Source organism: Streptomyces sp. 4F14, from assembly GCF_048159485.1.
In the GTDB taxonomy this organism is placed as follows: domain Bacteria; phylum Actinomycetota; class Actinomycetes; order Streptomycetales; family Streptomycetaceae; genus Streptomyces.
In genome coordinates this window covers 171,906-196,036 of record NZ_JBLRVY010000003.1, presented here as the reverse complement: position 1 = coordinate 196,036, position 24,131 = coordinate 171,906, and the positions used below count along the sequence as shown (strand labels likewise).

Sequence of the window (24,131 nt, the reverse complement as noted above, 5' to 3'; positions counted from 1 at the left end):
CCGGCGCCCGCCCGGCGGAGGGCACCGGTCTGCCCGCACCCGGGCTCCCCGTATCGAGCCGATCCCGAGCGGATGCCTAGCCCCGTGGCCCACCGTCGGTTCCGCATCGGAGCCCCGGGGCTGCCGGGGCCCTCGACGTCACGAAGGGGCTGACGGATTCCATGCGCGTACTGTTCACGACCTGGGCCTGGCCTTCCCATCTGTACGCCCTGGTCCCGCTGGCCTCGGCGTTCCGGGCGGCGGGCCACGAGGTGCTGATCGCGAGCCAGCCGGAGCTGAAGCCGGAGATCGAGCGCACGGGCCTGCCCGCGGCGGTGGTCGGCGACGACGTGGACGCGGTCGGGATGGTCCGCGGGTACGTCCTGCGCTCCTCGGCCGGCGACTTCGGCGGCCCGCAGGCCCCCCGCGAGGGCAAGGGCCCCAGGGCGCTGCGGATGTTCTCGGCGCACGCGGAGTCGATGACGGACGGCCTGGTGGAGCTGGCCCGCGACTGGCGGGCGGACGCGGTGGTGTACGAGCCGACCGCGCTGGCCGGCCCGATCGCGGCGGCGGCGCTGGACATCCCGGCGATCCGGGTCCTGTTCGGCACCGACCTGATGCTGCGGGCCCGTGCCCTGCTCCCGGAGGTGCTCGCGCCGCTCCTGGACCGGCACGGCGTCACCGGCTTCGACCCGCTCGGCACGGTCACCGTCGACCCGTGCCCCGACACCTTCCAGGTCCCCACCGACTACGCCCGCCTCCCGGTCCGCCACGTCCCCTACAACGGCGTCGGCGTCTCCCCCGGCCCGCTGCCCGCGCCCGCGCCGGGCGTCCGGCGGGTGGTGGTGACGTGGGGGCACACGATGGCGAAGCTCAGCCCGGGGCTCTTCCTCGCCGGGGACGTCGCGGCGGCGCTGTGCGAGCGGGACACGGAGGTCGTGCTGGCGGTGTCGGCGTCCCAACGCCCGCTGCTCGACCCGGCGTCGGCGTCGCGGGCGCGGATCGTGACGGACGTACCGCTGCACACCCTGATGCCGGGTGCCGACCTGGTCGTGGCGCACGGCGGGGCGGGGACCGTCCTGACCGCGCTGCGGGCCGGCGTCCCGCTGCTGCTCGTACCGCAGTTGCCGGACCACACCGGGCACGCGGGGCGGGTCTTCGCCGCCGGGGCCGGTGAGGTGCTGTCGCGGGACGAGGCGACGCCGCGCCGGCTGCGTGAGGAGGCCGGGCGGCTGCTGGACCCGGAGGCGGGGGCCGCCGTACGGGAGACGGCGCGGGCGCTGCGGGCGGGGATGCTGGAGCGGCCCTCGCCCGCCGACATCGTGAACGAACTGCGGACGAAGGTGATCACGTGTGCGGCATAGCGGGCTGGACCGACTTCCGGCGTGACCTGAGCGAGGAGGGCGCGACCGTCCGGACGATGGTCGCCGCCCTCGCCAACCGGGGCCCCGACGCGGAGGGTGTGTGGACGGACCGGCGGGCGGCGCTCGGGCACCGCAGGCTCTCGGTGATCGACCTGGAGCACAGCACCCAGCCGATGGTCGCCGAGGAGGACGGCCGCACGCTCGCGGTCGTCGTGCACAACGGCGAGATCTACAACTTCCGTGCGCTGCGGCGGGAGTTGGAGGCGCGGGGGCACCGGTTCCGGACGGCCGGGGACACCGAGGTCGTGCTGCGGGCCTACCTGGAGTGGGGCGAGCGGTGCGCGGAGCACCTGGACGGCATGTTCGCGTTCGCGGTGTGGGACCCGGGCCGCGAACGGCTGCTGCTGGCCCGCGACCGGCTGGGCATCAAGCCGCTGTTCTACGCCAGGACCGCGCAGGGCGGTGTCCTGTTCGGCTCCGAGCCGAAGGCGCTGTTCGCGCACCCGGCGCTGGAGTGCGCGGTCGACGCGGAGGGGTTCGCCGAGCTGCTGGCGTACATCGCGACGCCGGGGCACGCGGTGTACCGGGGCGTGCGTGAACTCCCCGCCGGACACACGGCGGTTGTCACCCACGCGGGGATCGCGGAGTCGGCGTACTGGACGCTCCCGAACCGCGCCCACACCGACGACACGGCGACCACGATCGACACCGTGCGCGGTCTGCTCGCCGAGTCCGTCGAGGCGCATCTCGTGTCCGACGTACCGCTGTGCACGCTGCTGTCGGGCGGCGTCGACTCCAGCGCGATCGTCGCCCTCGCGACCCGCGCCGGGGGCCGGCCCCGGACGTTCGCCGTCGACTTCGAGGGCCACACGGAACGCTTCCAGAAGGACTTCTGGCACGAGGACCCCGACGCCCCGTACGCCGCCGAGGTCGCCCGGCACGTCGGCACCGACCACGAGCCGGTGGTCCTGCGGACGGCCGACCTCGTCGACCCGGTCGTCGACGCGGCGGCGCTCCTCTCCCAGGACCTGCCGCGCCCGATCCCCGACATGGACCGCTCGCTGTACCTGCTGCTGCGCGCGGTACGGCGCCGCTCGACCGTGGCCCTGATGGGCGAGGCGGCCGACGAACTCTTCGGCGGCTACCGCTCGTTCCAGGACCCGGCGCTGGTCGACACCGGCAACTTCCCCTGGGTGACGATGGGGTTGAAGGTCGCGCCGCACGGCATGAGCACCGGTCTGCTGGACCCCGGGCTCCTGAAGAAGATCGACGTCCCCGGGCACGCCGCCCAGCGGTACGCCGAGGCGGTGGCCGAAGTCCCGCGCGTGGACGGGGAGTCGGAACTCGAACACCGGATGCGGCGGGTCAGCCACGTCCACCTGACCCGCTGGATGCCGCTGCTGCTGACCCGGGACGACCGGCTCAGCATGGCCGTCGGGCTCGAACTGCGGGTGCCGTACTGCGATCACCGGCTCGTCGAGTACGTCTACAACATCCCGTGGGAGATGAAGACCGCCGACGGGCGGGAGAAGAGCGTACTGCGGTCCGCCGTAGCCGACTTGCTGCCGGCGTCGGTGACCGAGCGCCGTAAGAGCCCCTTCCCGATCACCCAAGACCCGGGCTACGGGCGGGTGTTGAAGGAACGCTTCGACGCCGTCGTCAACGACCCCTCGGGTCCCGTCACCTCACTCCTCGACCGGGAGGCGTGCGCGCGGCTGGCCGCGCAGGACCGGCCGATCGAGGTCAGCGGGTGGGGCGAGCGGCGGGACGTGGAGATGGTCCTCCAGCTCGACACCTGGCTGCGCCGGCAGCGGGTGCGCCTAGACCTCTGAACCGTCTCCGTTCTCTCTGTTCCAAGAAGGAGGATGCCGTGCTGAGCAAGGAACTCCAGGAGCTGGCCGAGCCCGTGCTCGCCAAGGTCAAGGAGCACCCGTTCTGGGCGGGGCTGCGGGACGGCACGCTGCCGCCCGAGTCCCTCGCCCACTTCGTCGAGCAGGACACGAGCCATCTGCTGCCCGCCTACGCGCGCGCCATGGCCCGCACCGCCGCCGCGACCCGGTGGGACGAGCACGCCGCGCTGCTCGCCCGCTCGGTCACCGGCTCCCTGGAGGCCCGCGACCGGCTGCGCACCGCGTACACCGGCCTCGCGCCCCGGCTCCACCTCCCGCCCCTCGCCGAACGCCCCGAGGCGTCCGCCGCCACCCACGCCCACTGCACCTTCCTGCACGCCGCGACCGCCTCCACGGTCGCCGCGGGCATGGGGGCGCTGCTGCCGATGGTCTGGTTCAACCACCGGATCTCCGACGACCTCGTCGAACGCCACACGCCGGGCTCCCGCTACGCCGACTGGATCGCCGCCTACCACCCCGGCGAGGGGTACCGGTTCGCCGTACGGGCCTTCATGACCGCGTACGACGAGCTGGGCGAGCGGATGGCCGTGCCCGGCCGTGCCGAGCTCGTCGAGTACTTCACGACGAGCGTCCGCTACGAGTGGGCGTTCGCCGAGGCCGCCTGGTCCAGGTCGGGGTGGCCGCTGTGAAACCCGTAACCGTCCTGCCGTCCGTGAAGGGATCGATGTGACCGCCGACGTGAGCCCCGAAGTGTGCCCGCACGCCGCCCCGCCCAGGTACCCGTTCGCCTGGGAGCCGCCCATGGAGATGCCGCGGGCCCTGCGCGACGTCCACGGCGCCGCCGCGATGGAGGTGACGCTGCCCAGCGGGGACACGGCGACCCTCGTCACCCGCTACCAGGACGTCCGCGCCCTGTTCGCCGACAAGCGGCTGTCGCGCAACATCGCGCGGCCCGACTGCGCGCGGATCTCCAAGGACAACGACCTGTTCATGGACCCGCACATCGACCCCGACCCGCCCAAGCACACGCAGGTCAGGTCGCTGGTGACCAAGGCGTTCACCGCGCGCCGGATCGAGTCGCTGCGGCCGTACGTCCAGGAGGTCGCCGACGAACTCCTCGACGAGATGGCCGCCGGCCCCCGGCCCGCCGAGCTGAACGAGGCGTTCGCCTTCCCCCTCCCCATCAAGGTCATCTGCAAGCTGCTCGGCGTGCCCGCCGAGGACCGGGACCAGTTCCGGGGGTACGTCGACGGATTCCTCGCCGTCACGAAACTCCCCCCGGAGGAGATCGGCCGCGCCCGCCAGAACCTGTGGAAGTACCTGGGCGACCTCATCGAGGCGAAGCGGTCCGCCCCCGCCGACGACCTCATCAGCGAGTTCATCCGCGTCCGCGACGAGGACGACAACCGGATGAACGAACACGAGCTCCACTTCTGGTGCCAGGGCCTCCTGATCGCCGGATACGTCACCACCGCGAGCCAGATCGGCACGGGTACGGCGGTGTTGTTGAACCGCCCCGACCTGGTCCGGGAGATCCAGGCGGACTGGTCGTTGGTCCCCTCCGCCGTCGAGGAACTCCTGCGCACCCAGATCATGGGCTCCTCGGTCGGCACGATGCGCTACGCCATCGACGACATCCCCCTCTCCGACGGCAGCGTCATCAAGAAGGGCACCAGCGTCCTCCTCTCCGAGGAAGGCGCCAACTGCGACGCGGAGGTCTTCGAGAACCCCTTCGACCTGAACATCCGCCGCGAGGAGAACCACCACATGACCTTCGGCGCGGGCATCCACTACTGCGTCGGCGCGGCCCTGGCCCGCATGGAACTCCAGATAGCCACCGAAAGCCTCCTCCGCCGCTTCCCCACCATCCACCTGGCCAAGCCGGCCTCCGAACTCCCCCGCGCCCTGGGCGGCTTCATGGAGGGCTTCACCGAGATCCCCGTGGACTGGTGACGCCATGCGCATCACAGCCACCCCCTCCACCTGCGCGGTCAGCAGCCTCTGCGTCTACCGCCTCCCCACGGTCTTCGACCAGGACGAGGAGGGCCTGGTCCTCATCCTCGACGACCACCCCGCCCCCGACCTCCACGAGGAGGTGCACCGAGCGGTCCGGGCCTGCCCGACGAACTCGATCAAGGTGATCGAGGACAACTGAAAGCACGACACGCACGGCCCGGGAACCGGTACTCGGTTCCCGGGCCGGTGGCGTTACATCGACAACGAACTCGCACCCACTCACCCACAAAAACGCCGGACAAGCTGGATCTCAGCTCGCCCGGCGTTCCGTAGGCAGGGTCAGGCCCGGCCCAGAAGTCCCTGGACCGCGTCCGTCAGTTCCGCCTCCGGCTTCTCCCCGGAGGATTCCGCCCGCCACGAGACGAACCCGTCGCTGCGGACGAGGACGGCGCCGGCCGACCCGATGCCGTGGCGGTCGGCGAAGACACCAGCGGGGTCGGTCAGCCCGCCCGTGCCGAGGCGGTGGACGGCCAGAGGCACACCCAGCGTCTCCGACACCGCGACCGCAGCCGCCTCCCAGCCCCCACCCCCCGCCCCGGTGACGAGGACGGGCCCGCCCCCGTAGAGGTCGAGGGACGAGATGGACTCGCCGCCCCGCTCCAGCGGAACATGCGGCGCCCGAGTCCCCGGCTCACCGGAGAGAAGACGAGGAAGGACCGGCGGCCCGGCGGAGTACCGGTACCCGAAGACGGTCGTGCTGTAGCTGTCCGCAGGACTGAGCCCTCCGTCGTCACCCCCCTCCGCCCCGGTCCGGTCCTGCATCATGGCCATGGTCTGCTGAAGGGTCATCCACGCGACGGGCTGCCGCTCGGCCTGGTACGTGTCGAGCAGCCCCTCTCCCCCGCTCCCGTCGAGCACGGCGACCAGCTTCCACGCGAGGTTGTGCGCGTCCTGGATGGCGAGGCTGGCCCCGAACCCCCCGGTGGGCGGCACGAGATGGGCCGCGTCCCCGACGAGGAAGACCCGCCCGCGCCGGTACTCGCGGGCGACCTGGGCCCCGATGACGAAGCTGAGCCACTTGGCCCCGCCGGCGGGCAGCTGGGGAACGATCCGCACGGCGAGGTCGGGCACCCCGATGGCGGCCCGCACGAGCCCGACGGCCTGCTCCTCGGTGACCGTCTCCAGCGTCGTACCGGGCGGCATCGGCGTCGCGAAGATCCACCGCTTGTCCCCGTCGTGCGCGAAGAGGATGGTGGAGGGTGCCGGCTCGTCGAGGTAGCAGACCCCGACGGGCCGCCCCCGGGCCGCCTCGGAGAGGTCCGCCTCGAACAGCACGGACACGGTGGTCGCGAACTCCCCGGGCCCGTCGAGCTCGATGCCGAGCGAGGTGCGTACGGGGCTGCGCCCACCGTCCGCCGCGATCAGGTACCGGGCGCGCACGGTCCGTTCGGCCCCGCTCTCGCGGTCCTTGAGCAGCGCGGTGACCCCGTCGTCGTCCTGCTCGAAGGAGACCAGCTCGGTCGAGAAGGCGAGCTGCGCGCCGAGCTGGACGGCCTGTGCGCGCAGGAGGTGTTCCAGCCGGTCCTGGTCGATCGGCGCCCACTCGCAGGGGCTGACCTCGCCGGACGGGTCGGGGCTGTCGGTCGGCCCGGCGAAGTGCTCCTCGGCGGCCAGGGTCCGTGCCCTGATCATCTGGAGTTTGCTGAAGTCGGTGGCGAGGCTGGCCTCGGCCCAGATCCGGGACTCCAGTCCGGCCTGCCGGTAGACCTCGACGGTGCGGGGGTTGATGCCCCGGGAGCGGGGGTGGCTCAGGGTGTCGGGGTGCCGCTCGACGACGAGGGTGCCGACCCCGTGCCGGGCGAGGAGGACGGCGGTCGACAGGCCGGTGACCGCGCCCCCGACGATCAGCACCTGTACCTCGGTAGGCGCCTGGGTCATGGACGAACTCCTCTCTGGTGGCGGGGGGTTCAGGACGTCTTGCGGCAGACGACGAGGGTGTCGTACTCGCTGAGCGGGGAGACCTCGACCTCGGCGAAGCCCACCTCGCGGGCGACGGCGACGGCTTCGGAGACCGGGTACTCCTCACCGCCGTCGGTGACGAGGAGCATGTCGAGGCTGATGACGAGGTTCTCGATGTGCGTGGACTCGTCCTCCAGCATCCGGTCGTAGATCAGGAGGGTCCCGCCGGGGTTGACGGCGTCGTACGCCTTGGCGATGAGGGCGGCGCGCTGGGACTTGTCCCAGTCGTGCAGGACGTGGCCGAGGATCACGACGTCGGCGGTGGGCAGGGGGTCGGCGAAGAAGCTGCCGCCGTGGAAGGTGACGCGTTCGGCGAGGCCGTCCTCGGCGACGCGCTCGTCGAAGAGGGGCCGCATGGCGGGCAGGTCGAAGACGTGGCCGGTGAGGTGGGGGTGGTGCTTGGTGATGATGGAGCAGAGGTTGCCGCGGGCCCCGCCGACGTCGAGGACGGAGGCGTGCCCGGACCAGTCGTACTTCTGGGCGAGTTCGGGCCCCACGACGTGGGTGAGGGCGTCCATCATGCCGACGAACTGGCGCAGGATGTGCGGGTTCTTGGTGACGGCGTCGAAGTCGCTGCCGGACTGCTGCCGCCCGGTGCGCAGCCCTTCGGAGAGGCGTCCCCAGGCGGGGTAGAGGTTGCGGTTGGAGCGCTCCAGGAACCCTCCGACGTACGTCTTCTCGCCCTGGACGAGGTAGGTGTCGGCGCCGGTGGAGTTCCGGTACCTGCCGCCGGCGCGCTCCAGCAGGCCGAGCGCGGTGAGGAGGCTGAGGAAGTCCCCGAGCCCGCGCCCGTGCAGGTCCAGCGCCTGCCTGAGCTCCTCCTCGCTCGCCTCCCCCTTCTCGTGCAGCACGGTGAACAGCCGCAGTTCGACGGCCGTCAGCAACGCCTTGGCGTCGCAGAACATGTTCCCCAGCCGGATGATCCCGGCCGGAGTACTGACATCCGGAGTGGTGTGCGTCATGACGCGTGCGCTCCTTCCCAACCCGCGGTGGCGGTGTGCCCCGCGGCCCGGGGACCGTCCCACCCCCAGGTCGAGAGCCCCTCGAACCCGGACAGTGCGCCCCCGGACCCGCCGTACGCTCCACCGCCCCTTGAGCCCGCGCGGCTATTCATCTCGCGTTCGTCCGACCGTCCGGATCGTCCAGAGGGGACATGCATGTACGACGTGAGGATCCCGGTGCTGATCATCGGGGGAGGCCCCGTGGGGCTGTCCACCGCCCTGTTCAGCGGCCGCCGCGGTGTGCGCACGATGCTGCTGGAGAAGCGCGACAGCACCTCCACCCTCCCGCGCGCCCCGGGTCTGCAGGCCCGCACGATGGAGCTGTTCCGGGCGGCGGGCCTGGGCCCGGAGATAAGGGCCCTGGAGATGGGCGACTCGCACGCCTATTTCGAGGGCGGCATCATCAAGGTGCACACCTTCGCGGAGATCGACGACGCGGTCCTGCTGGAGGCCCCGTCCCTGGACGGTCCGACGGTGAGCCCGGAGAAGGTGATGGGCTGCGGCCAGGACCGCTACGAGAAGGTGCTCGCGGACAAGGCGCGGGAGGCCGGCGCCGACGTACGCTTCGGGACCCGGCTGGTCTCGTTCGAGCAGGACGAGAGCGGGGTGACGGCGGTCGCCGAGGAGGCGGGCGGCAGGCGGTTCACGATCCGCGCGGACTACATGGTCGGCGCGGACGGCGCGGGCAGCCGTACCCGGGAGGCCCTGGGGGTCACCCGCAGCGGGCGGGGCACGGTCTTCGACGCCCTGAGCATCTACTTCCGCGCCCCCGAGCTGGAAGTGCTGCTGAAGGACGCGAAGTTCATCCTGTGCTACGCGAGCGCGGGCGGCACCCTGATGGGCCTGTCCCGGCTGCACGGCTGCGACCCGTGGCTGGCGACGCCCCTGTACTACCCGGACAAGGGCGAGAAGCCGGAGGACTTCGACGACGAGCGCTGCGCGGAGATCGTCCGCAGGGCGGCGGGCAAGGACATCGACGTCGAGGTCGTCGCGAAGGTCCCGTGGCGGGGCGCCCAGCTCGTCTCGGAGACGTTCCGCAAGGGCCGCGTCTTCCTCGCGGGCGACGCCGCCCACCTGCACCCCCCGGCCGGCGGCTTCGGCGCGAACACCGGCATCCACGACGCCCACAACCTGTCGTGGAAACTCGCGGCGGCCCTCCAGGGCTGGGGCTCGGACGCCCTCCTCGACACGTACGACGCGGAGCGCCGCCCGCTGGGTACGGCGATGTCGGAGCAGGCCCTGGTCCGCAACCGCATCCGGCACGGCTACGCCACCGAGCAGGACCGCGCGGACTTCGTGGACGACGTGATCATCACCCTCGGCTACCGGTACCGCTCCTCGTCGGTGATCGCCCCGCCGGGCGCGAAGGTCCTCTCCCCGGACCTGGAGCTGGCGGGCGAGCCGGGCACCCGCGCCCCGCACCTGTGGCTGTACCGGGGCGCGGCCACGAGTACGGAGCGGATCTCGACGATCGACCTGTTCTGGGACTCGTACGTCCTGCTGCACGGCCCGCAGGGCACCGCGTGGGCGCAGGCGGCGGCGAAGGTCGCCGAGAAGCTGGGCATCCCGCTGCGCACGCACGCGATCGGTGAGGCGGAGGCCCTGCGGCCGGCCGAGGACCGCGCGTGGACGGACGTGTACGGGGTGGGCGCGGCGGGCGCGGTCCTGGTCCGTCCGGACGCCTTCGTGGCGTGGCGTTCCCTGGGCGCCGCGGGCGATCCCCTCGCGGTGCTGTCGGACGTGATCGCCCAGGCGGCCGGCCACACGCCGGCGTCGGTGTGAGGGGGCGCCGGCGATGACGGACACGAGCGCGGGTGCCGTCCTCGGGCAGGCGATGGCGTTCCAGTCGGCGAAGCTGGTGCTGACGGGCCTCGAACTGGGCCTGTTCGAGGCGCTGGCGAAGGAGCCGGGCACCGCCGAGGAGCTGCGCGTCAGGCTCGGCCTGCACCCGAGGGGCACCGCCCACTTCCTGGCGGCCCTGGCCGAACTGGGCTTCCTGGAGCGGGACGAGCACGGCACGTACCGGGACACGCCGATGACACGGGACTGCCTGGTGCCGGGCGGCGACGGCTACCTGGGCGGGTTCCTGAGGGCCGCGGACCAGGTGATGTACGGGGCGTGGGGCCGGCTGGCGGAGTCCCTGCGCACGGGCGCCCCGCAGGCCGCGACGTTCACCGGCGAGGACATGTTCGGTGAGCTGTACGACAGCGAGGAGAAGAAGGGCGGCCTCGTCGGCATGGCGGAGGACGCGAGCCGTCCGCTGATCCCGGCGCTGGCGTCCCGCTTCGACTGGTCGGCGCACCGCTCGGTGCTGGAGCTGGGCGGCTGCCGGGGGAACGTGCTGGCCGGGCTGGTCCGGGCGCATCCGCACCTGGCGGCCCGGGTCTTCGACCTGCCGCAGATGGAGCCCGACTTCACCGCGCACATGGCGGCGATCGGGATGACCGGGAAGGTCGGCTTCCACGGCGGTGACTTCTTCGCGGGGCCGCTGCCGGAGGCGGACGTGGTGATGATCGGCCACTCCCTGATCGACTGGAACGACGAGCAGCGGCAGCGGCTGGTGCGGACGGCGTTCGCGGCGGTCCGGCCGGGCGGGGCGTTCCTGGTGTGGGACCCGGTGATCGTGGCCGGCGCGGACAGCTATCTGCGCAACCTGGTCCGCAGCCTCAACCTCCAGCTGATGACCCCGCACGGCACGGGCTACGACCTGGAGCAGTGCGCGGGCTGGATGCGGGCGGCGGGCTTCGCCTCGGTCGGCCACACGGCACTGGGCCACGACGTGACGCTGGTCGTGGCCAGGAAGGAGTGACCTCTCAGCCGCGGATCCGGGAGACGTGCCTCTCCTGGACCTCGCGGCTGCCGCGGACGAAGTCGAGCAGCAGCCCGAGTTCCTCCGTCGAGTAGCGCTGGAGCCCGGCGTGGGCCTCCTCGGCGAGCGGCCGGTAGATCTCTTCGGCCGCCTTCCGGGTCCGTTCGCTGGCCCGGACGACGGACCGCCGCCGGTCCCCCGGGTCCGGTTCGCGGGTGAGATACCCGAGCTTGTCGAGCCGGTCCAGCATGGCCGTGACGCTGCCGGTGGTGAGTCCGAGCGCCGCACCCAGTTCCCCGGGTGCGGCGCTCTCGCGCTGGAGGAGTACGTCCAGACAGCGCAGGTCGGTCTGGTTGATGCCGAGCCGGGCGGCGGCGGCCGCGTCCACGGCCTCGACAGCGCTCTGCAGGGCCCGGACCTCGTTCGCGAGTTCCCAGGACAGCGCGTCCTTGTCCAGGCCGGTCACAGCTTCACTTGACATTCAAGTATCTCGACCTTCAAGATAGGAGTACTCCTTGACAGTCAAGATAGTTGACCGGCAAGGAAAATCAAGCCGCGCGGACCACCGGCGGTACGAGATCGGGAATGTTGCCCGGGTTCCAGGAGGAACACTGCGATGAGCACCCCGCACGACATGAACAAGGACAGTAACAACACCGAGGAGACCGTCCTGGTCGAGGTGTACTACACCTCGGAGAAGAAGCTCGGCCACTGGACCGAGTCCCGGCGGATCGAGGTCCGGGCCCGCCGCTCCTCCCTCCACCTCGACCTGCGCTCGCACCGCATCCCGGACGGCGAGATCACCGTCCACCTGACGGCCGAGCGCTCCACGGTCAAGCTCCTCGTCCCGGACGGCTCGACGCTCGACGAGACCGGCCTCGAACTCCCGGACAACTCCAAGGTCAAGGACGCCCAGCGGCACGCCCCGGGCACCGGCGGCCGCCGGATCCGGCTCACCGGCCGCCTCCAGCACAGCGAGGTCCGGGTCTCCCGGGGCGGCATGGCCAACCTCTCCTCGATGTTCACGCGCGAGTTCGTCGAGGAGGCCCGCCGGGCGCACCGCGACGGCGACCACCCCGCCCTCCCCGACCCCTCCCGGCCGGGCCCGCGCCCCGAGAGCGACAGCGTATGACCGTGTGACCCCTTCGACAGAGCCTTGAGCGGCTCCCCGTACCTTCGCGGCCTGCCCGTCCGTCCCCCGGCGGGCGGGTCGCGAAGCGAAGGAGAGCCCCGCGATGACCAGCGAAGACCTGAGCACCCTCGGCGCACTGCTGCTCGCACTCGCCGTGATCGTCACCGTCGCCCGCCTGCTCGGCGCCCTAGCGCGACGCCTCAAACAGCCGCCCGTCATCGGCGAGATCATCGGCGGCATCCTCCTCGGCCCGACCCTCTTCGACGGCGACCTCACCGCCGCCCTCTTCCCGGCCGGCATCCGCCCCGCCCTCACGGACCTGGCGAACATCGGCGTCTGCGTCTTCATGTTCCTCGTCGGCCTCGAATTCGACCGCGCCCTGCTGCGCGGCCAGGGCCGCATCGCCGCGAGCGTCTCCCTCAGCGCAATCGCCCTCCCCTTCGCCCTCGGCGCCCTCCTCGCCCTCCACCTCGCCGCGAACCACCCCACGCACGACCGGCTCGCGTTCGTCCTCTTCCTCGGTACGGCCATGTCGGTGACGGCGTTCCCCGTCCTCGCCCGCATCCTCACGGACAAGGGCCTCATCGACACGCCCATCGGCGGCCTCGCGCTGGCCTCCGCGGCCGTCGACGACGTCCTCGCCTGGTCCCTGCTGGCCGCGGTCGCCGCCCTCGCCGGCGCCGGCGGCGCCCCCTGGCACCTCGCGCTGGTCGTGCCGTACGCGGCGGCGATGCTGTGGATGGTCCGCCCCCTGCTGGCGAAACTGGCCCGCCGCGACAAGGGAAGGGCGAACTGGCTCACGGACGCGGCCATCCTCCTCGCCGTGGCCACCGGAGTCCTCCTCTCCGCCGAGGCCACCGAGTGGATGGGCCTGCACCTCATCTTCGGCGCGTTCCTCCTGGGCATCGCCCTCCCCCGCGAGGGCGCGACCCGCCTACGCCACCGCGCTCTCCCCTGGATCGAGCGAGCCTCCTCCGTCCTCCTGCTCCCGGTCTTCTTCATGGTCGCGGGCCTGAAGGTGGACCTCTCCGCCATGACGGCGACATCCTTCGGCGAACTGACCCTGATCCTCCTGGTGGCGATCGGCGGCAAATTCCTGGGCGCCTACACAGGAGCCCGCCTCAACGGAATCCGCCCCCGCCACTCGACAGTCCTGGCCCTCCTCATCAACACCAGGGGCCTGACCGAACTCATAGTCCTGACGGTGGGCCTCCAACTGGGCGTCCTGGACCAGCAGTTGTACTCCCTGATGGTGGTCATGGCCCTGGTGACCACGGCGATGGCGGGCATCATCCTCCCGTTCATCTACCCGGAGGACCGGATCCGCGAGGACAAAGCCGTACGTGAATCCCGCAAACCGGCCCACCGCAGCACCTGAGAAACGAACGGGCGGGACGGCCACCAACAGCCGCCCCGCCCACCATTCAACTCCGTTTCGAAGTACGCCGCCCAGGGGCGCGGGGCTGTATCAATGTGCGGCTACCACCACGCCGATAGGGGCGCGGGGAACTGCGCGAACAACCACAACGCACCCGCAGCCGCCCAACACCCCATCGTGGCACCCCCGTTGGCGCCCCGGCTCACCCCAACGCAGCCTTCGCCAACAACTCCAGCTGCCCCAGCTCCGCCGTACACGGAAACACGAGCAACTCGTCGCAGCCCGCCCCCTCATACGCCGACGCAGTCTCCCGCAGCGCCTCCGCCCCGATGACCACCGCCTTCGCGGCCATCTCGGCCTTGGGCCCGATGAACGCGTAGTACGACCGGAGATAGCTCTCGGCGATGTCCCGCGCACGGGGCCCGAGGCAGGCGTACACGAGGGCGACAAGCCGGGGTTTGTCGACCCGCCCCGCCACCCGCCAAGCATCCCGCGCACGGGAGGCGAGTTCGGCGTACCCGGTGGCGGAGGAACCCCCCGCGATCCACCCGTCGGCGCACCGCGCGGCCCGCGCCATCGCGGCCGGCGTATGCCCACCGACGATCAGCCCGGGGCGATCCGCCTCGGAGAAGACCGGCCCGATACCGGGAACCGCCCCCCGCCCGGCCCAGATCTCCCGCATCTCGGCGATCATCGCGTCGAGCCGCCGCCCCCGGTCCCCGTACGCCGCTCCGGTGGCCCGGTAGTCGTCGTCCCGCCCACCCGCCGCGACCCCCAGCACAAGCCGCCCGCCGGACAACGCATGGACCGTGGCCGCCTGTTTCGCGAGGACGGCCGTCCCCGGCCGGTACGCGGCGATGAGGATGCTGGACGTGAGCCGGATCTGCTCGGTCACGGCAGCGGCGGCGGCGAGCGACGTCAGCGACTCGTAGTTGTCGTACACCAGCCGGTCGAGGACACCGAGGCTCGCGAACCCGAGGTTCTCGGCCTCCCGGGCCCACCCCGTGAGGCGGCCCCCGTCGACGTCCGGCACGGTCGTGGGAAGCCCCACTCCGACCTCCATGGAACGCCCCTCTCTCAGCCGGGCTTACGGGCGACGAGCAACGTGTTGCCGAGGAGCAGCGGATGCCGGCTGACGTCGGTGAACCCGGCGCCCCGCAGCCACTGTTCGCAGTCGCCGGGGTGATAGCCGGCCCCGGCGGGTGTCATGACGAGCATGTGGAGGCTGGACACGAGCGCGGGGAGATGGGGTTCGTCCCCCGGCATCGGGTCGTACACGAGCAGCGCACCGCCGGGCGAGACGGCCTCGTACGCCTTACGGACCAGCACCTTCCGCTCGTCGACGGAGAAGTCGGCGAGGACGTGCCCGATGACGACGACGTCGGCGGCGGGCAGCGGATCGGCGAAGAAGTCGCCGCCGGTGAAGTCGAGCCGCCCCTCGACGCCGAGGGTCTTGGCGTGCTCGGCGCAGGGCCCGGCGTTCTGGGGCCGGTCGAAGACGCGGGCGGTGAGCCCGGGGGCGGCCTGGAGGAGGAGCCCGGCGAGGTTGCCGCGTGCCCCGCCGACGTCGACGAGGGTCGAGAACTCCCCGAGATCGACGGCGGCCAGCAGCTGCGGCACCAGCGGAGCGCTCAGCGCGTCCTGCATCGCGAGGAACGTCCGCCGGGCCCGGGGGTCGTCGAGCATGGCCTCGAAGTCGCCCTCGGCCTGCGGCTTCCCGGTGCGCAGCGCCTCGGTGAGCCGCCCCCAGGCGGGGTAGAGGGCGTGGCCCGCGCCGTCGAGGAAGCCGCCCCGGAAGTTCTCGCCGCGCACCAGGTGCCCCTGGGCGAGGGGGCTGTTGCGGTAGCGGCCCTCGGTCTTCTCCAGGAGGCCGAGGGCGACGAGCGCGTCGAAGAAGTCGGTGGCGGCGCGCGCGTGCAGCCCGGTCGCGGCGCGCAGTTCCTCGGTCTCGGCGCTGCCCTCGACGGTGTTCGCGAGGGTGGTGAACAGGTCGATCTCGACGGCGCTCAGGAGGAGTTTGGAGACGGTGAAGCTGTGCGCGAGGCCACTGATCTTCGTGATGTCGTCGGGGGTCATCGGCCCTGGTTCCCTTCGGCGCGGCGCAGCCCGAGCTTGGGCCCGAAGGTGAGGTACAGCCCGCCGACGGCGTTCGCGGGGTTCATCGGCGCCTGTTTCTGCTCGTGCACCTTGTTGAGGTTGGCGAGCGGGTTGGGGTCGCCGCTGGTGGCGCCGTTGAGGTGGGCGTGGACGCTGGCGTAGACGTCCTGCGCGTCGTCCATGTCGGCGATGCCGGTGACGATGCGGTTGAACGCCTCCTGGAGGTCGAGGCCCTCGCGCTGGGACTGGGTGAGGCGCTGGGCGTTGTAGAAGTGGTGCTCCTTGCCCCGGTAGCTCTCGTAGAAGACGGAGACGAGGACCAGCAGCCGTTCGTAGGCGTGCCGGTACACGGTCTGGTAGAAGTCCCACGCCTCGTCCTCGGCGACCTCGCGGCGCAGCACGCTGCCGAGGCTGGCGGCGCTGAGCATGCCGCTGTACGTGGCGAGGTGGACGCCGGTGGACAGGAGCGGGTCGAGGAAGCAGGCGGCGTCGCCGCTGAGGAGGTAGCCGGGGCCGCAGAACCGTTCGGCGGTGTACGAGTAGTCCTGCTCGACCTTCATCCCGGCGACCTGCTCGGCGCCCTCCAGCAGGCCGGCGACCTGCGGGCACTCGGTGACGGCCTGGTCGTACACCTCCTGGATGCCGCCCTGGAGGCGTTTCTTCTCGTTGAAGATGTCGCGGCCGGTGACGAGGCCGACGCTGGTCGTGCCGTCGTGCAGGGGGATCACCCAGAACCAGCCGTCGGGCGCGGAGCACACGGCGATGGCGCCGTCGGGTCCCCGGTCGAGGCGTTTGACGCCCTTCCAGTAGGTCCAGGCGGCGACGTTCTGGAACACCTCGTGGTACGCGCGCGTCTTGTGCTGCCGGGCGGCGATGAGGCCGGTGCGTCCGGAGGCGTCGATGACGTAGTCGAAGGTGATCCGGCCGGACCGGGAGGGGTCCTTGGTGCCGGCCCAACTCGCGGCGACGGGGCGGCCGTTGTCGAAGTGGACCTCCTTGACGGTGGTCTCCTCGACGACGGTCACGCCGAGTTCGGCGGCGTGGCGCAGGAGGATCTCGTCGAACTCGGAGCGGACGACCTGCCAGGCGTTGGTGCCGTCCGCGCCGAGGCCGCCGAAGTTGACCTCCCACTCCTCGGGGCCCCAGAAGAAGTAGGCGCCGCCCTTGGGCTGGAAGCCGTGGCGGTTGACCTTGTCCCAGACGCCGAGGTGTTCGAGGATCGGCCGGCAGGAGGGGAGGATCGACTCGCCGATGTGGTAGCGGGGGAACTTGTCCCGTTCCAGCAGCGTGACCTCGAAGCCCTCCTTGGCCAGCAGGCCGGCCGCCGTCGAGCCGGCGGGGCCTCCCCCGATGACGAGGATCTGCGTGGAGTCGCGCATGAGATCTCCAATCCCTGCGTCCCTCCGGGACGCGGTAGCGGGGCGGAATGCCGTTCGCCACCGTGAGGGCCCACGCTGGAAAGGGAGTTGAAGGGGGCTCAACGCGCCGTCACATGGCTCGATGCACTCGTTCGAGTGGTGTGCGAGCCTCCCGCAAGCAGGAATCGGCCACGGTCTGGCTCAATCGGGCTCTGTACATCACAGAGCACGAGGAGTGACCGATGAGGACGTCGTCGAACGCGCGAAGATGGGCCGCGAGCACGGGCGTGACCGCGCTGCTGCTGGTGGGCCTGAACAGTGTCGGCAACGCCGTCGCCGAGCCCGAGGCACAGCGCACGGCCGCGGTCGCCGCGGCGGCCCCGGCCCGTTTCGGCCAGCCGAACCTGTACACCAGCGACGTCGACAAGATGCTCGACTTCTACAAGAACGCCCTGGGTTTCCAGGTGGACTTCCGATTCCCCGCGGTGGGGACCGCGGCCTTCGGAACCGTGTCCAAGGGGGACGCCTACTACATCACTTTCACGTCGTTCGACACGATCAAGCAGAACACTCCGCTGAAGCACATCGGCAAGTCGACGCAGAAGCAGTCGGACGTCGCCGTGCTCGCCGCGGACGTGGACGCCGCGTTCAAGAAGGCGAAGAACGCCGGGGCGAAGGTCCTGATGGCGCCGAAGAACCAGCCGTGGGGGGAGCGTCAGGCGTACGTCGCCGACCCCGAGGGCAACTACGTGCAGATCTCGACGCACTCGGATCACTGAGCTCACCGAGCCCACTGAGCTCACCGAGCCACTGAGAAGGGGGAACCGGCAGGGCACGGTCCCTGCCGGTTCCCCAGAGGGCCGCCGTCCGTCGTCAGCGGGCGGCGGCCACGGCGTTCTCGGCCACCTTCTCCTCCCAGGAGACCCGGTAGGAGTACACGGGGACGGTCGCCTTGACGCCGAGCTTCAGGAAGAACGGCAGGACCAGGTCACGGACCATGCGGGCGAGGCCGTTGGGCGCCGCCTTCTGGTTGCCGGTCCGGCGCCCCTCCTTGATGATCTTCTCCACGCGGTCCTGGCGGATCGCCTGGAACGCGGCGAACGCCCGCTGCGGGGTGGGCAGGTCGCGCAGGCACTTGGCGAGCACGATCGCGTCCTCCATCGCCATCGACGCGCCCTGTCCGACGTGCGGCGAGGTGGCGTGCGCGGCGTCGCCGACGAGGCAGACCTTGCCGCGGTGCCAGGTCGGGAGCGTCATCATGTCGTAGATGGGGTAGCCGATGATGCCGCCCGGCGTGGAGTCGATGATCGCGGAGACCGGGTGGTGGTCCTTGCGGTGGCGCAGCAGGAGGCGCTTCTGCCACTCGTCGTGGGAGGTGCGCTCGGTCTCGCCGCGGCCGGGCTCGACGGGCTCGTGGTAGTTCTCGAACCAGTAGACCTCGCCGCCGGGGATAGTCTGGTAGCCGAAGAAGCCCTTGTAGCAGAAGGACATCCGCATGACGCCGTCGGCGGGCGCGGCGTCCCGGGAGCGGGTGTAGCCGGCGGTGCCGATCACCCCCGTGTACTCGGGGCGGGGGGCTTCGGGCATGACGGTGTAGCGGGTCCTGGAGTGGATGCCGTCGCAGCCGATGAGGATGTCCGCCTCGGCGGTGGAGCCGTCGGCGAAGCGGATCAGGACACCGTCGTCGGTCTCTGCGACGGCCTCGAAGAACTTGCCGTACTCGATGCGGATGCCGCGCTTCACGGCCGCCTCGCGCAGGCCCTTGTTGAGCAGGCCGCGCTTGAGGAGCAGTGTCTCGGCGGGGTTCTCGCCGAGTTTCTTGCCGTGGTGGTTGAGGAAGGCGGTGCTGGTGGTGGCGCTGCCGTACTGCTCGACGTCCCCCCGGATGCCCAGGGTGTCGAGGACGGCGAGGCCGTTGGGAGCGAGGTTGAGGAAGGCGCCCGCCTCGTCGCGGGGTTCGTCGCCGGCCTCGTAGATGACCGCCTCGATCCCCGCCTTCTGCAGGAAGAGGGCCAGGACCGGTCCGGCGATGCCGCAGCCGATGAGGGCCGCGCTCCTTGTGTTCATCACAGTGTTCCTCCTGGAACCTGGGCAACATTCCGCTCTTGGCGCACGACGATTCCTCTTGAAGGTCGATCTTCTTGACGTTCAAGGCACTTCTTTATCTTGAGGGTCGAGATACTTGAATGTCAAGTGAAGGCCGCGGGCGTCCGGACACGGAGAAGCGCCGCACCCGGCATCCCGAGTACGGCGCTTCTTCTCGCGGCGGTCAGTGGTGCGACGCCTCTACGCTGCGTGGCGCGCTGCCCTCCGTACCGGGTTTCACGACCGTGAACTGGCCCATCATTCCCACGTCCTCATGGCGCAGGATGTGGCAGTGGAACATGTACGGCGTCTTCGGATCGGTGTACGGCGGCAGCGCGACCGCGAGCCGCATCGTGCCGCCCGGGGGCACCCGCACGGTGTCCTTGGGGCCCTTGAGCCAGGCGTCCGGCTTCCTGCCGCCGTAGTCGATGACGTTGAAGGTGAGGCCGTGGACGTGGAAGTTGTGGACGACCTCCGCGTCCCCGCTCACCTCCCAGATCTCGACCTTCCCGGCCGGGCAGACCTCGTCGATCCGGCTCATGTCCATGCCCTTGCCGTTGATCACGGTGCTGTTGAAGTCGAAGGTGCGCACCTTCGCGTCCGCCGGGACGGTGATCGCGGCCTGTGCCCCCCGCAGCCGCCCGGGCAGCGGCGGTGACGTGGTGAGCCGGGCCTTCGCGCGCACCTCGATCATGTCGAAGGTGTCCTCGCCGCCCCCGAACCGCTTGGTGGGGAACGACAGCCCCAGCTCCGGCGGATAGCTGCGCAGCACGACCTTCTCGCCGGGCTCGAACTTCACGACGATCTCGGCGCGTTCCCCCGGCGACATCTGCAACCGCCGCAGCGGCAGGGGCTGTTCGAGGAGCCCGTTCTCCTGCCCGACGAGGTGGAACTCGCGGCTGTCGGTGAACGCCAGGTTGTAGGAACGGGCGTTGGAGCCGTTGAGCAGCCGGAACCGGACGAGGGTGGTGGACACCTCGACGTGCGGGTCGTACGTGCCGTTGACGAGGATCTTGTCGCCGAGCACCCCGGGGCTGCCGACCCCGGCGAGGCTCTGGAGGAAGGAGGCGCCGCGCAGGTCGATGGAGCCGTCGTCGTCGAAGGCGCGGTCCTGGAGGATCAGCGGAATGTCGTCCACGCCGTAGGAGCCCGGGAGCCCGGCCCTGTCCGCCTCGTCGTCCTCGACGATGAACAGGCCGGCGATGCCCCGGGACACGTGGTCGGCGGTGCTCTGGTGCGGGTGCGGGTGGTACCAGAGGGTCGCGGCGGGCTGGGCGACCTCCCACTCGGGTCTCCAGGTCTCGCCGGGGCGGACCATCTGGTGCGGGCCGCCGTCCATGTCGGCGGGCAGGTGCATGCCGTGCCAGTGCAGGGTGGTCGCCTCGGGGAGGTCGTTGGTGAGGGAGACGGCGATCTTCTGGCCCTTGCGGACCCTCAACGTGGGCCCCAGGAAAGCCCCGTTGATGCCCCAGGTCGAGGTCTGCTTGCCGGGCAGCAGCTCGCTCTTCCCCTTCCGCGCGGTGAGTTCGAAGACCCGCCGGCCGGAGCCGTCGTCCTTGCCCTCCAGGAGCGGGGGGATGCGCACCTTGTTCGCGAAGGAGAGGTCGCCGACGTTGCTGAGTTTGCGGCCCCGGTAGGCGACGGCGAAGTTCGCGGCGTACGCGCCCGCGCCGAGCACCCCGATGCCGAGCACTCCCCCGGTGATCAACAGCAGCCTGCGGCGGATGGTCCTGGGGCGTTTCGCGGGCGCCCCGCCGCCGTGCTCCACGGCCGGACCGCCTCCCCGGTGAGAGTCGGTCGTGGAGCTTTCTTTACCAGTCATTGGGGAATTATGGGTTCGCCCTCCGGAGCGGCGGGGGAGTCTTGCTCGATTCCTGCTCGATCGGGTGGCGAAGCCGCATGTCACACCGTTCGAGCGGTTCTCCAGCCGCCGCCCGCATGCTCGGACGTGTCCGCGCCCGCGTCCGGTCCAGGAGTCGACATGTCCCCTTCCTTCACCGCCCTCGTGACCGGAGCGAACCGCGGTCTCGGCCTCGCCGTGGCCGCCGAACTGTACTCCCGGGGGCACCGCGTCCTGGTCGCCGCCCGCGACAAGGACGCCGCGACCGGGGCCGCCGAACTCCTCGGCCCCCGCGCCGTCCCCCTCGTCCTCGACGTCACCGACCAGGCGTCCGTGGACCGCGCGGTCGGCCACGCGGGCACCGTCGACATGCTCGTCAACAACGCCGGGGTGCAGCTGGACTGGGGCCAGTCCCCCTCCGCCGTCGACCTCGACGTCGTACGCCACACCCTGGACGTCAATCTGCTGGGCGCCTGGCGGATGGCGCGGGCGCTGGTGCCGGGGATGGTGGAGCGCGGGTGGGGCAGGGTCGTCAACGTGTCGAGCGGTGCCGCGTCGTTCGCGTACGGGCCGGCCGCGCGGTGTCCGGCGTACTCGGCGTCCAAGACCGCGCTGAACGCGCTGACCGTGATGCTGGCGAAGGAGACCGAGGGGACCGGGGTGCTGGTGAACTCCGTCAACCCGGGGCTGGTCAGAACCCGGATGCGGCCCGACGCGGAGCGGACGGTGGAGGAGGCCGCCGTGCCCGTCGCGGACGCCGCGACGCTGCCGGAGGGCGGGCCTTCGGGGGTGTTCCTGCGGTCCTCGGGCACCATGCCGTGGTGAATCCAGCGTGACTGTACTCGGACACTAGCGGGGTGTGGGTCCATGTCTCCCCATCTCTTCCACAAGGGGAATCACGACCGCCATGTCTACTCGCCCACCCGGTGTCTTCTCCCGGATCGCGGTCTTCGCCAATCGGCACCGCTGGACCGCGCTGATCCTCTGGCTCGCCGTGCTCGTCGGCGTCTGGGCCGGCGCCTCGCAGGCGGGCGACCGCTACCGGGACGACTACTCGCTGCCCGGCACCGAGACCCAGAACGCGCTGGAGATCCTCAAGGACCACGGGGCGGGCAACGCCTGGAACACCGTGAACATCGTCCTGCACGACAAGAACGGGGTGCGGAACCCCGGCACCGAGAACGCGGTCGCCGGCATGCTGAAGCAGGTCTCCGGCCTGCCCGGCGTCGTCGGGGTCACCAGTCCCTACCAGGACAGGTCGGCGGTGTCGGCCGACGGGACGATCGCCTACGCCACCGTCGAACTGGACCGGCCCGCCGAGGACGTCCCCCTCGCACAGAGCGAGAAGATCCTCGACACCGCGCGGGAGATCGAGAAGAAGGACGGCCTCCAGGTCGAGCTGGGCGGCGAGGCCGCGCGCAAGCTCGGCGAGAACCAGGGCAGCGGGGCCGAGGGCGCCGGGATCTTCGCGGCGCTGCTGATCCTGCTGTTCATGTTCGGCACGGTGATCGCCGCGAGCCTCCCGGTCATCACGGCCGTGTTCGCGGTCGGCGCGACGCTGGGCGTGATCGTGCTGGCCTCGCACACGTTCACGATCGCCAGCTACTCGCCGTATGTCATGTCCCTGGTCGGTCTGGGCGTCGGGATCGACTACGCGCTGCTGATCTTCGCCCGTTACCGGGCCGAACTCGTCCAGGACGTCGCCCCCGACGAGGCCGAGCGCCGGGCCCTCGAAGGTGCCGGGCGGACCGTGCTGTTCGCGGGCTGCACCGTCATCATCGCGCTCCTCGGACTCGTCGCCCTCGGTCTCGGCTCGCTGCGCGGCATGGCCCTCGCGGTCGCGCTCACCGTCCTGCTCACCATGCTGGCCTCGCTGACCCTGCTGCCCTCGCTGCTCGCGATCTTCGGCAAGCGGTTCGCCCGGCAGTTCACCGCGCGCGCCGCGAAGAGAGCCGCCAAGGGCAAAGCCGAGGAGGGCGCCCGGTGGCGGGCCTGGGGGCAGGCCGTCCAGCGGCGTCCCTGGGCCGCGCTGCTGCTGCCCGTCGTCGCGCTGGGCGCGCTCGCCGTGCCCGCGACCGACCTGCGGCTCGGGCTCGCCGACGCCGGGAACGACCCGGACGGCACGACCAGCCGAGTCGCCTACGACCTCCTCGCCCGGGGGTTCGGGCCCGGCTTCAACGGGCCGCTGGTCGTCGTCACCGAGGGCGACGACGCGGTGAAGGCCGCCGGGACCGCCGCCGCGACCCTCAAGGACACGCCCGGGATCGCGCTGGTCAACGGGCCGATCCCGACCGAGGACGGCAAGGCCGCGATGCTGCTGGCCGTCCCGAGGACCGCGCCGCAGGACGAGGCGACCACGAAGCTCGTCCACCACCTGCGGGACGACGTGCTGCCCGGGGTGAGCGCGCAGACGAAGGCCGAGTACCTGGTCGGCGGGGCGACCGGGGCCGTCATCGACTTCTCCGACACCATCGGGGGCAAGCTGCCGCTGTTCGTGGCCATCGTCATCGGCCTGTCCGTGCTGCTGCTGATGATGGTGTTCCGCTCGGTGCTGATCCCCCTCAAGGCCGCCGTCCTCAACCTGCTCAGCGTCGGCGCCGCGCTCGGCGCGGTCTCCCTCGTCTTCCAGCACGGCTGGTTCGGCGCCGAGCCCGGGCCCATCGAGGCGTTCATCCCGACCATGATCTTCGCGATCGTCTTCGGGCTCTCCATGGACTACGAGATCTTCCTCGTCTCCCGGATGCGGGAGGAGTGGCTGCGCACCCAGGACGCCGGGCGCGCGGTCCGCGAGGGCCTCGCCCACACCGGGGCCGTCGTCACCGCCGCCGGGGCCGTGATGATCGTGGTCTTCGGCGGCTTCATGCTCAGCCCCGACCGGATGCTGCGGCAGTTCGGGTTCGGGCTCGCGGTCGCCATCCTCATCGACGCGGTGGTCATCCGCTGCCTCATCGTGCCGGCCGCGATGCGGCTGCTCGGGGAGCGGGCCTGGTGGCTGCCGGGGACGCTGGCGCGGGCGCTGCCCGAGGTCAAGGTCGAGCAGCATCAGGTGAGGTGAGCGAGGCCGTGCCCGGCGACACCTCCCGCCGGGCACGACCGCGTTGCCCTTCGACCGGCCGCATCACGCCTCGACCGGAGGCGTCACCCCCCGGCCGACCGCGTCACCCTCGGCCAACCGCAGCACCCCCGGGCCGACCGCGTCACCCCCGACCAGCGGCGTCACCCCCGGGACGACCGCATCACCCCCGACCAGCCACCTCACCCCC

Annotated in this window: 21 protein-coding genes; 12 read left to right on the top strand and 9 right to left on the bottom strand. The window is 71.4% G+C overall.

Features of this window, described 5'->3' with window-relative positions:
* The first annotated feature begins 161 nt into the window (after positions 1–161).
* The 5 genes from ACLZOT_RS05585 to ACLZOT_RS05565 all read left to right on the top strand — a co-directional run bounded on the left by ACLZOT_RS05585 (position 162) and on the right by ACLZOT_RS05565 (position 5,348).
* A complete protein-coding gene (locus ACLZOT_RS05585) occupies positions 162–1,343 on the top strand; it encodes a nucleotide disphospho-sugar-binding domain-containing protein (protein WP_416967584.1) in 1,182 nt (393 codons plus the stop codon).
* Positions 1,331–3,175 (top strand): asparagine synthase (glutamine-hydrolyzing), encoded by a 1,845-nt coding sequence (gene asnB / locus ACLZOT_RS05580; RefSeq protein WP_416967583.1) that lies wholly within the window; start codon positions 1,331–1,333, stop codon positions 3,173–3,175. Before ACLZOT_RS05585 ends, asnB begins: the two co-directional genes overlap by 13 nt.
* Before the next feature lie 38 nt (positions 3,176–3,213).
* On the top strand, positions 3,214–3,882 hold the full coding sequence (locus ACLZOT_RS05575; RefSeq protein ID WP_416967582.1) for a TenA family protein: 669 nt from the start codon (positions 3,214–3,216) through the stop codon (positions 3,880–3,882).
* A 112-nt stretch (positions 3,883–3,994) separates the two neighbouring features.
* Positions 3,995–5,146 (top strand): cytochrome P450, encoded by a 1,152-nt coding sequence (locus tag ACLZOT_RS05570; protein WP_416967581.1) that lies wholly within the window; start codon positions 3,995–3,997, stop codon positions 5,144–5,146.
* Positions 5,147–5,150: 4 nt separating this feature from the next.
* Positions 5,151–5,348: a ferredoxin gene (locus ACLZOT_RS05565; protein WP_416967580.1), complete on the top strand. Its 198-nt coding sequence runs from the start codon at positions 5,151–5,153 to the stop codon at positions 5,346–5,348.
* Between the two features lie 140 nt (positions 5,349–5,488).
* On the opposite strand, the gene ACLZOT_RS05560 is transcribed toward ACLZOT_RS05565, so the two are convergent.
* Positions 5,489–7,087 carry an FAD-dependent monooxygenase gene (locus ACLZOT_RS05560; protein ID WP_416967579.1) on the bottom strand — a complete coding sequence of 533 codons (1,599 nt, stop codon included), beginning with the start codon at positions 7,085–7,087 and terminating at the stop codon, positions 5,489–5,491.
* Positions 7,088–7,116: 29 nt separating this feature from the next.
* Entirely contained in the window at positions 7,117–8,130 is a 1,014-nt protein-coding gene (locus tag ACLZOT_RS05555; protein WP_416967578.1) for a methyltransferase, read from the bottom strand.
* 195 nt (positions 8,131–8,325) lie between these two features.
* On the opposite strand from ACLZOT_RS05555, the gene ACLZOT_RS05550 reads away from it, so the two are divergent.
* Complete coding sequence (locus ACLZOT_RS05550) at positions 8,326–9,951, top strand: FAD-dependent monooxygenase (protein WP_416967577.1); 1,626 nt, start codon at positions 8,326–8,328, stop codon at positions 9,949–9,951.
* A 13-nt stretch (positions 9,952–9,964) separates the two neighbouring features.
* Complete coding sequence (locus ACLZOT_RS05545) at positions 9,965–10,978, top strand: methyltransferase (RefSeq protein ID WP_416967576.1); 1,014 nt, start codon at positions 9,965–9,967, stop codon at positions 10,976–10,978.
* A 4-nt stretch (positions 10,979–10,982) separates the two neighbouring features.
* Here the strand turns inward: ACLZOT_RS05545 and ACLZOT_RS05540 are convergent, their stop codons facing one another.
* Positions 10,983–11,459 carry a MarR family transcriptional regulator gene (locus ACLZOT_RS05540; protein ID WP_416967575.1) on the bottom strand — a complete coding sequence of 159 codons (477 nt, stop codon included), beginning with the start codon at positions 11,457–11,459 and terminating at the stop codon, positions 10,983–10,985.
* Positions 11,460–11,594: 135 nt separating this feature from the next.
* Between ACLZOT_RS05540 and ACLZOT_RS05535 the strand changes: the two genes are divergently transcribed.
* Together ACLZOT_RS05535 and ACLZOT_RS05530 are read left to right on the top strand one after the other, a co-directional pair.
* Positions 11,595–12,110 (top strand): hypothetical protein, encoded by a 516-nt coding sequence (locus ACLZOT_RS05535; protein ID WP_416967574.1) that lies wholly within the window; start codon positions 11,595–11,597, stop codon positions 12,108–12,110.
* A 103-nt stretch (positions 12,111–12,213) separates the two neighbouring features.
* Positions 12,214–13,488 (top strand): cation:proton antiporter, encoded by a 1,275-nt coding sequence (locus tag ACLZOT_RS05530; protein WP_416967573.1) that lies wholly within the window; start codon positions 12,214–12,216, stop codon positions 13,486–13,488.
* A gap of 202 nt (positions 13,489–13,690) precedes the next feature.
* Here ACLZOT_RS05530 and ACLZOT_RS05525 read toward each other — a convergent pair whose 3' ends face one another.
* From ACLZOT_RS05525 to ACLZOT_RS05515, 3 genes are read right to left on the bottom strand one after another with little or no spacing between them, the layout of a single operon-like run.
* Positions 13,691–14,551, bottom strand: coding sequence for an LLM class flavin-dependent oxidoreductase (locus tag ACLZOT_RS05525; protein ID WP_416967572.1), 861 nt, complete (start codon positions 14,549–14,551; stop codon positions 13,691–13,693).
* 14 nt (positions 14,552–14,565) lie between these two features.
* Complete coding sequence (locus ACLZOT_RS05520) at positions 14,566–15,564, bottom strand: methyltransferase (RefSeq protein ID WP_416967571.1); 999 nt, start codon at positions 15,562–15,564, stop codon at positions 14,566–14,568.
* Entirely contained in the window at positions 15,561–16,964 is a 1,404-nt protein-coding gene (locus tag ACLZOT_RS05515; RefSeq protein ID WP_416967570.1) for an NAD(P)/FAD-dependent oxidoreductase, read from the bottom strand. The genes ACLZOT_RS05520 and ACLZOT_RS05515 overlap by 4 nt, the downstream gene beginning before the upstream one ends.
* Positions 16,965–17,185: 221 nt before the next feature.
* Here ACLZOT_RS05515 and ACLZOT_RS05510 point away from each other — a divergent pair, with 221 nt between their 5' ends.
* Positions 17,186–17,722, top strand: coding sequence for a VOC family protein (locus tag ACLZOT_RS05510; RefSeq protein ID WP_416967569.1), 537 nt, complete (start codon positions 17,186–17,188; stop codon positions 17,720–17,722).
* A gap of 94 nt (positions 17,723–17,816) precedes the next feature.
* Here ACLZOT_RS05510 and ACLZOT_RS05505 read toward each other — a convergent pair whose 3' ends face one another.
* On the bottom strand, positions 17,817–19,010 hold the full coding sequence (locus tag ACLZOT_RS05505) for an FAD-dependent monooxygenase (protein WP_416967568.1): 1,194 nt from the start codon (positions 19,008–19,010) through the stop codon (positions 17,817–17,819).
* Positions 19,011–19,212: 202 nt separating this feature from the next.
* A complete protein-coding gene (locus tag ACLZOT_RS05500) occupies positions 19,213–20,850 on the bottom strand; it encodes a multicopper oxidase family protein (protein ID WP_416967567.1) in 1,638 nt (545 codons plus the stop codon).
* 159 nt (positions 20,851–21,009) lie between these two features.
* On the opposite strand from ACLZOT_RS05500, the gene ACLZOT_RS05495 reads away from it, so the two are divergent.
* Positions 21,010–21,693: an SDR family NAD(P)-dependent oxidoreductase gene (locus tag ACLZOT_RS05495; protein ID WP_416967566.1), complete on the top strand. Its 684-nt coding sequence runs from the start codon at positions 21,010–21,012 to the stop codon at positions 21,691–21,693.
* Between the two features lie 82 nt (positions 21,694–21,775).
* Complete coding sequence (locus ACLZOT_RS05490) at positions 21,776–23,923, top strand: MMPL family transporter (RefSeq protein WP_416967565.1); 2,148 nt, start codon at positions 21,776–21,778, stop codon at positions 23,921–23,923.
* A 63-nt stretch (positions 23,924–23,986) separates the two neighbouring features.
* On the opposite strand, the gene ACLZOT_RS05485 is transcribed toward ACLZOT_RS05490, so the two are convergent.
* Positions 23,987–24,127 carry a hypothetical protein gene (locus ACLZOT_RS05485; RefSeq protein WP_416967564.1) on the bottom strand — a complete coding sequence of 47 codons (141 nt, stop codon included), beginning with the start codon at positions 24,125–24,127 and terminating at the stop codon, positions 23,987–23,989.
* Positions 24,128–24,131: the final 4 nt, after the last annotated feature.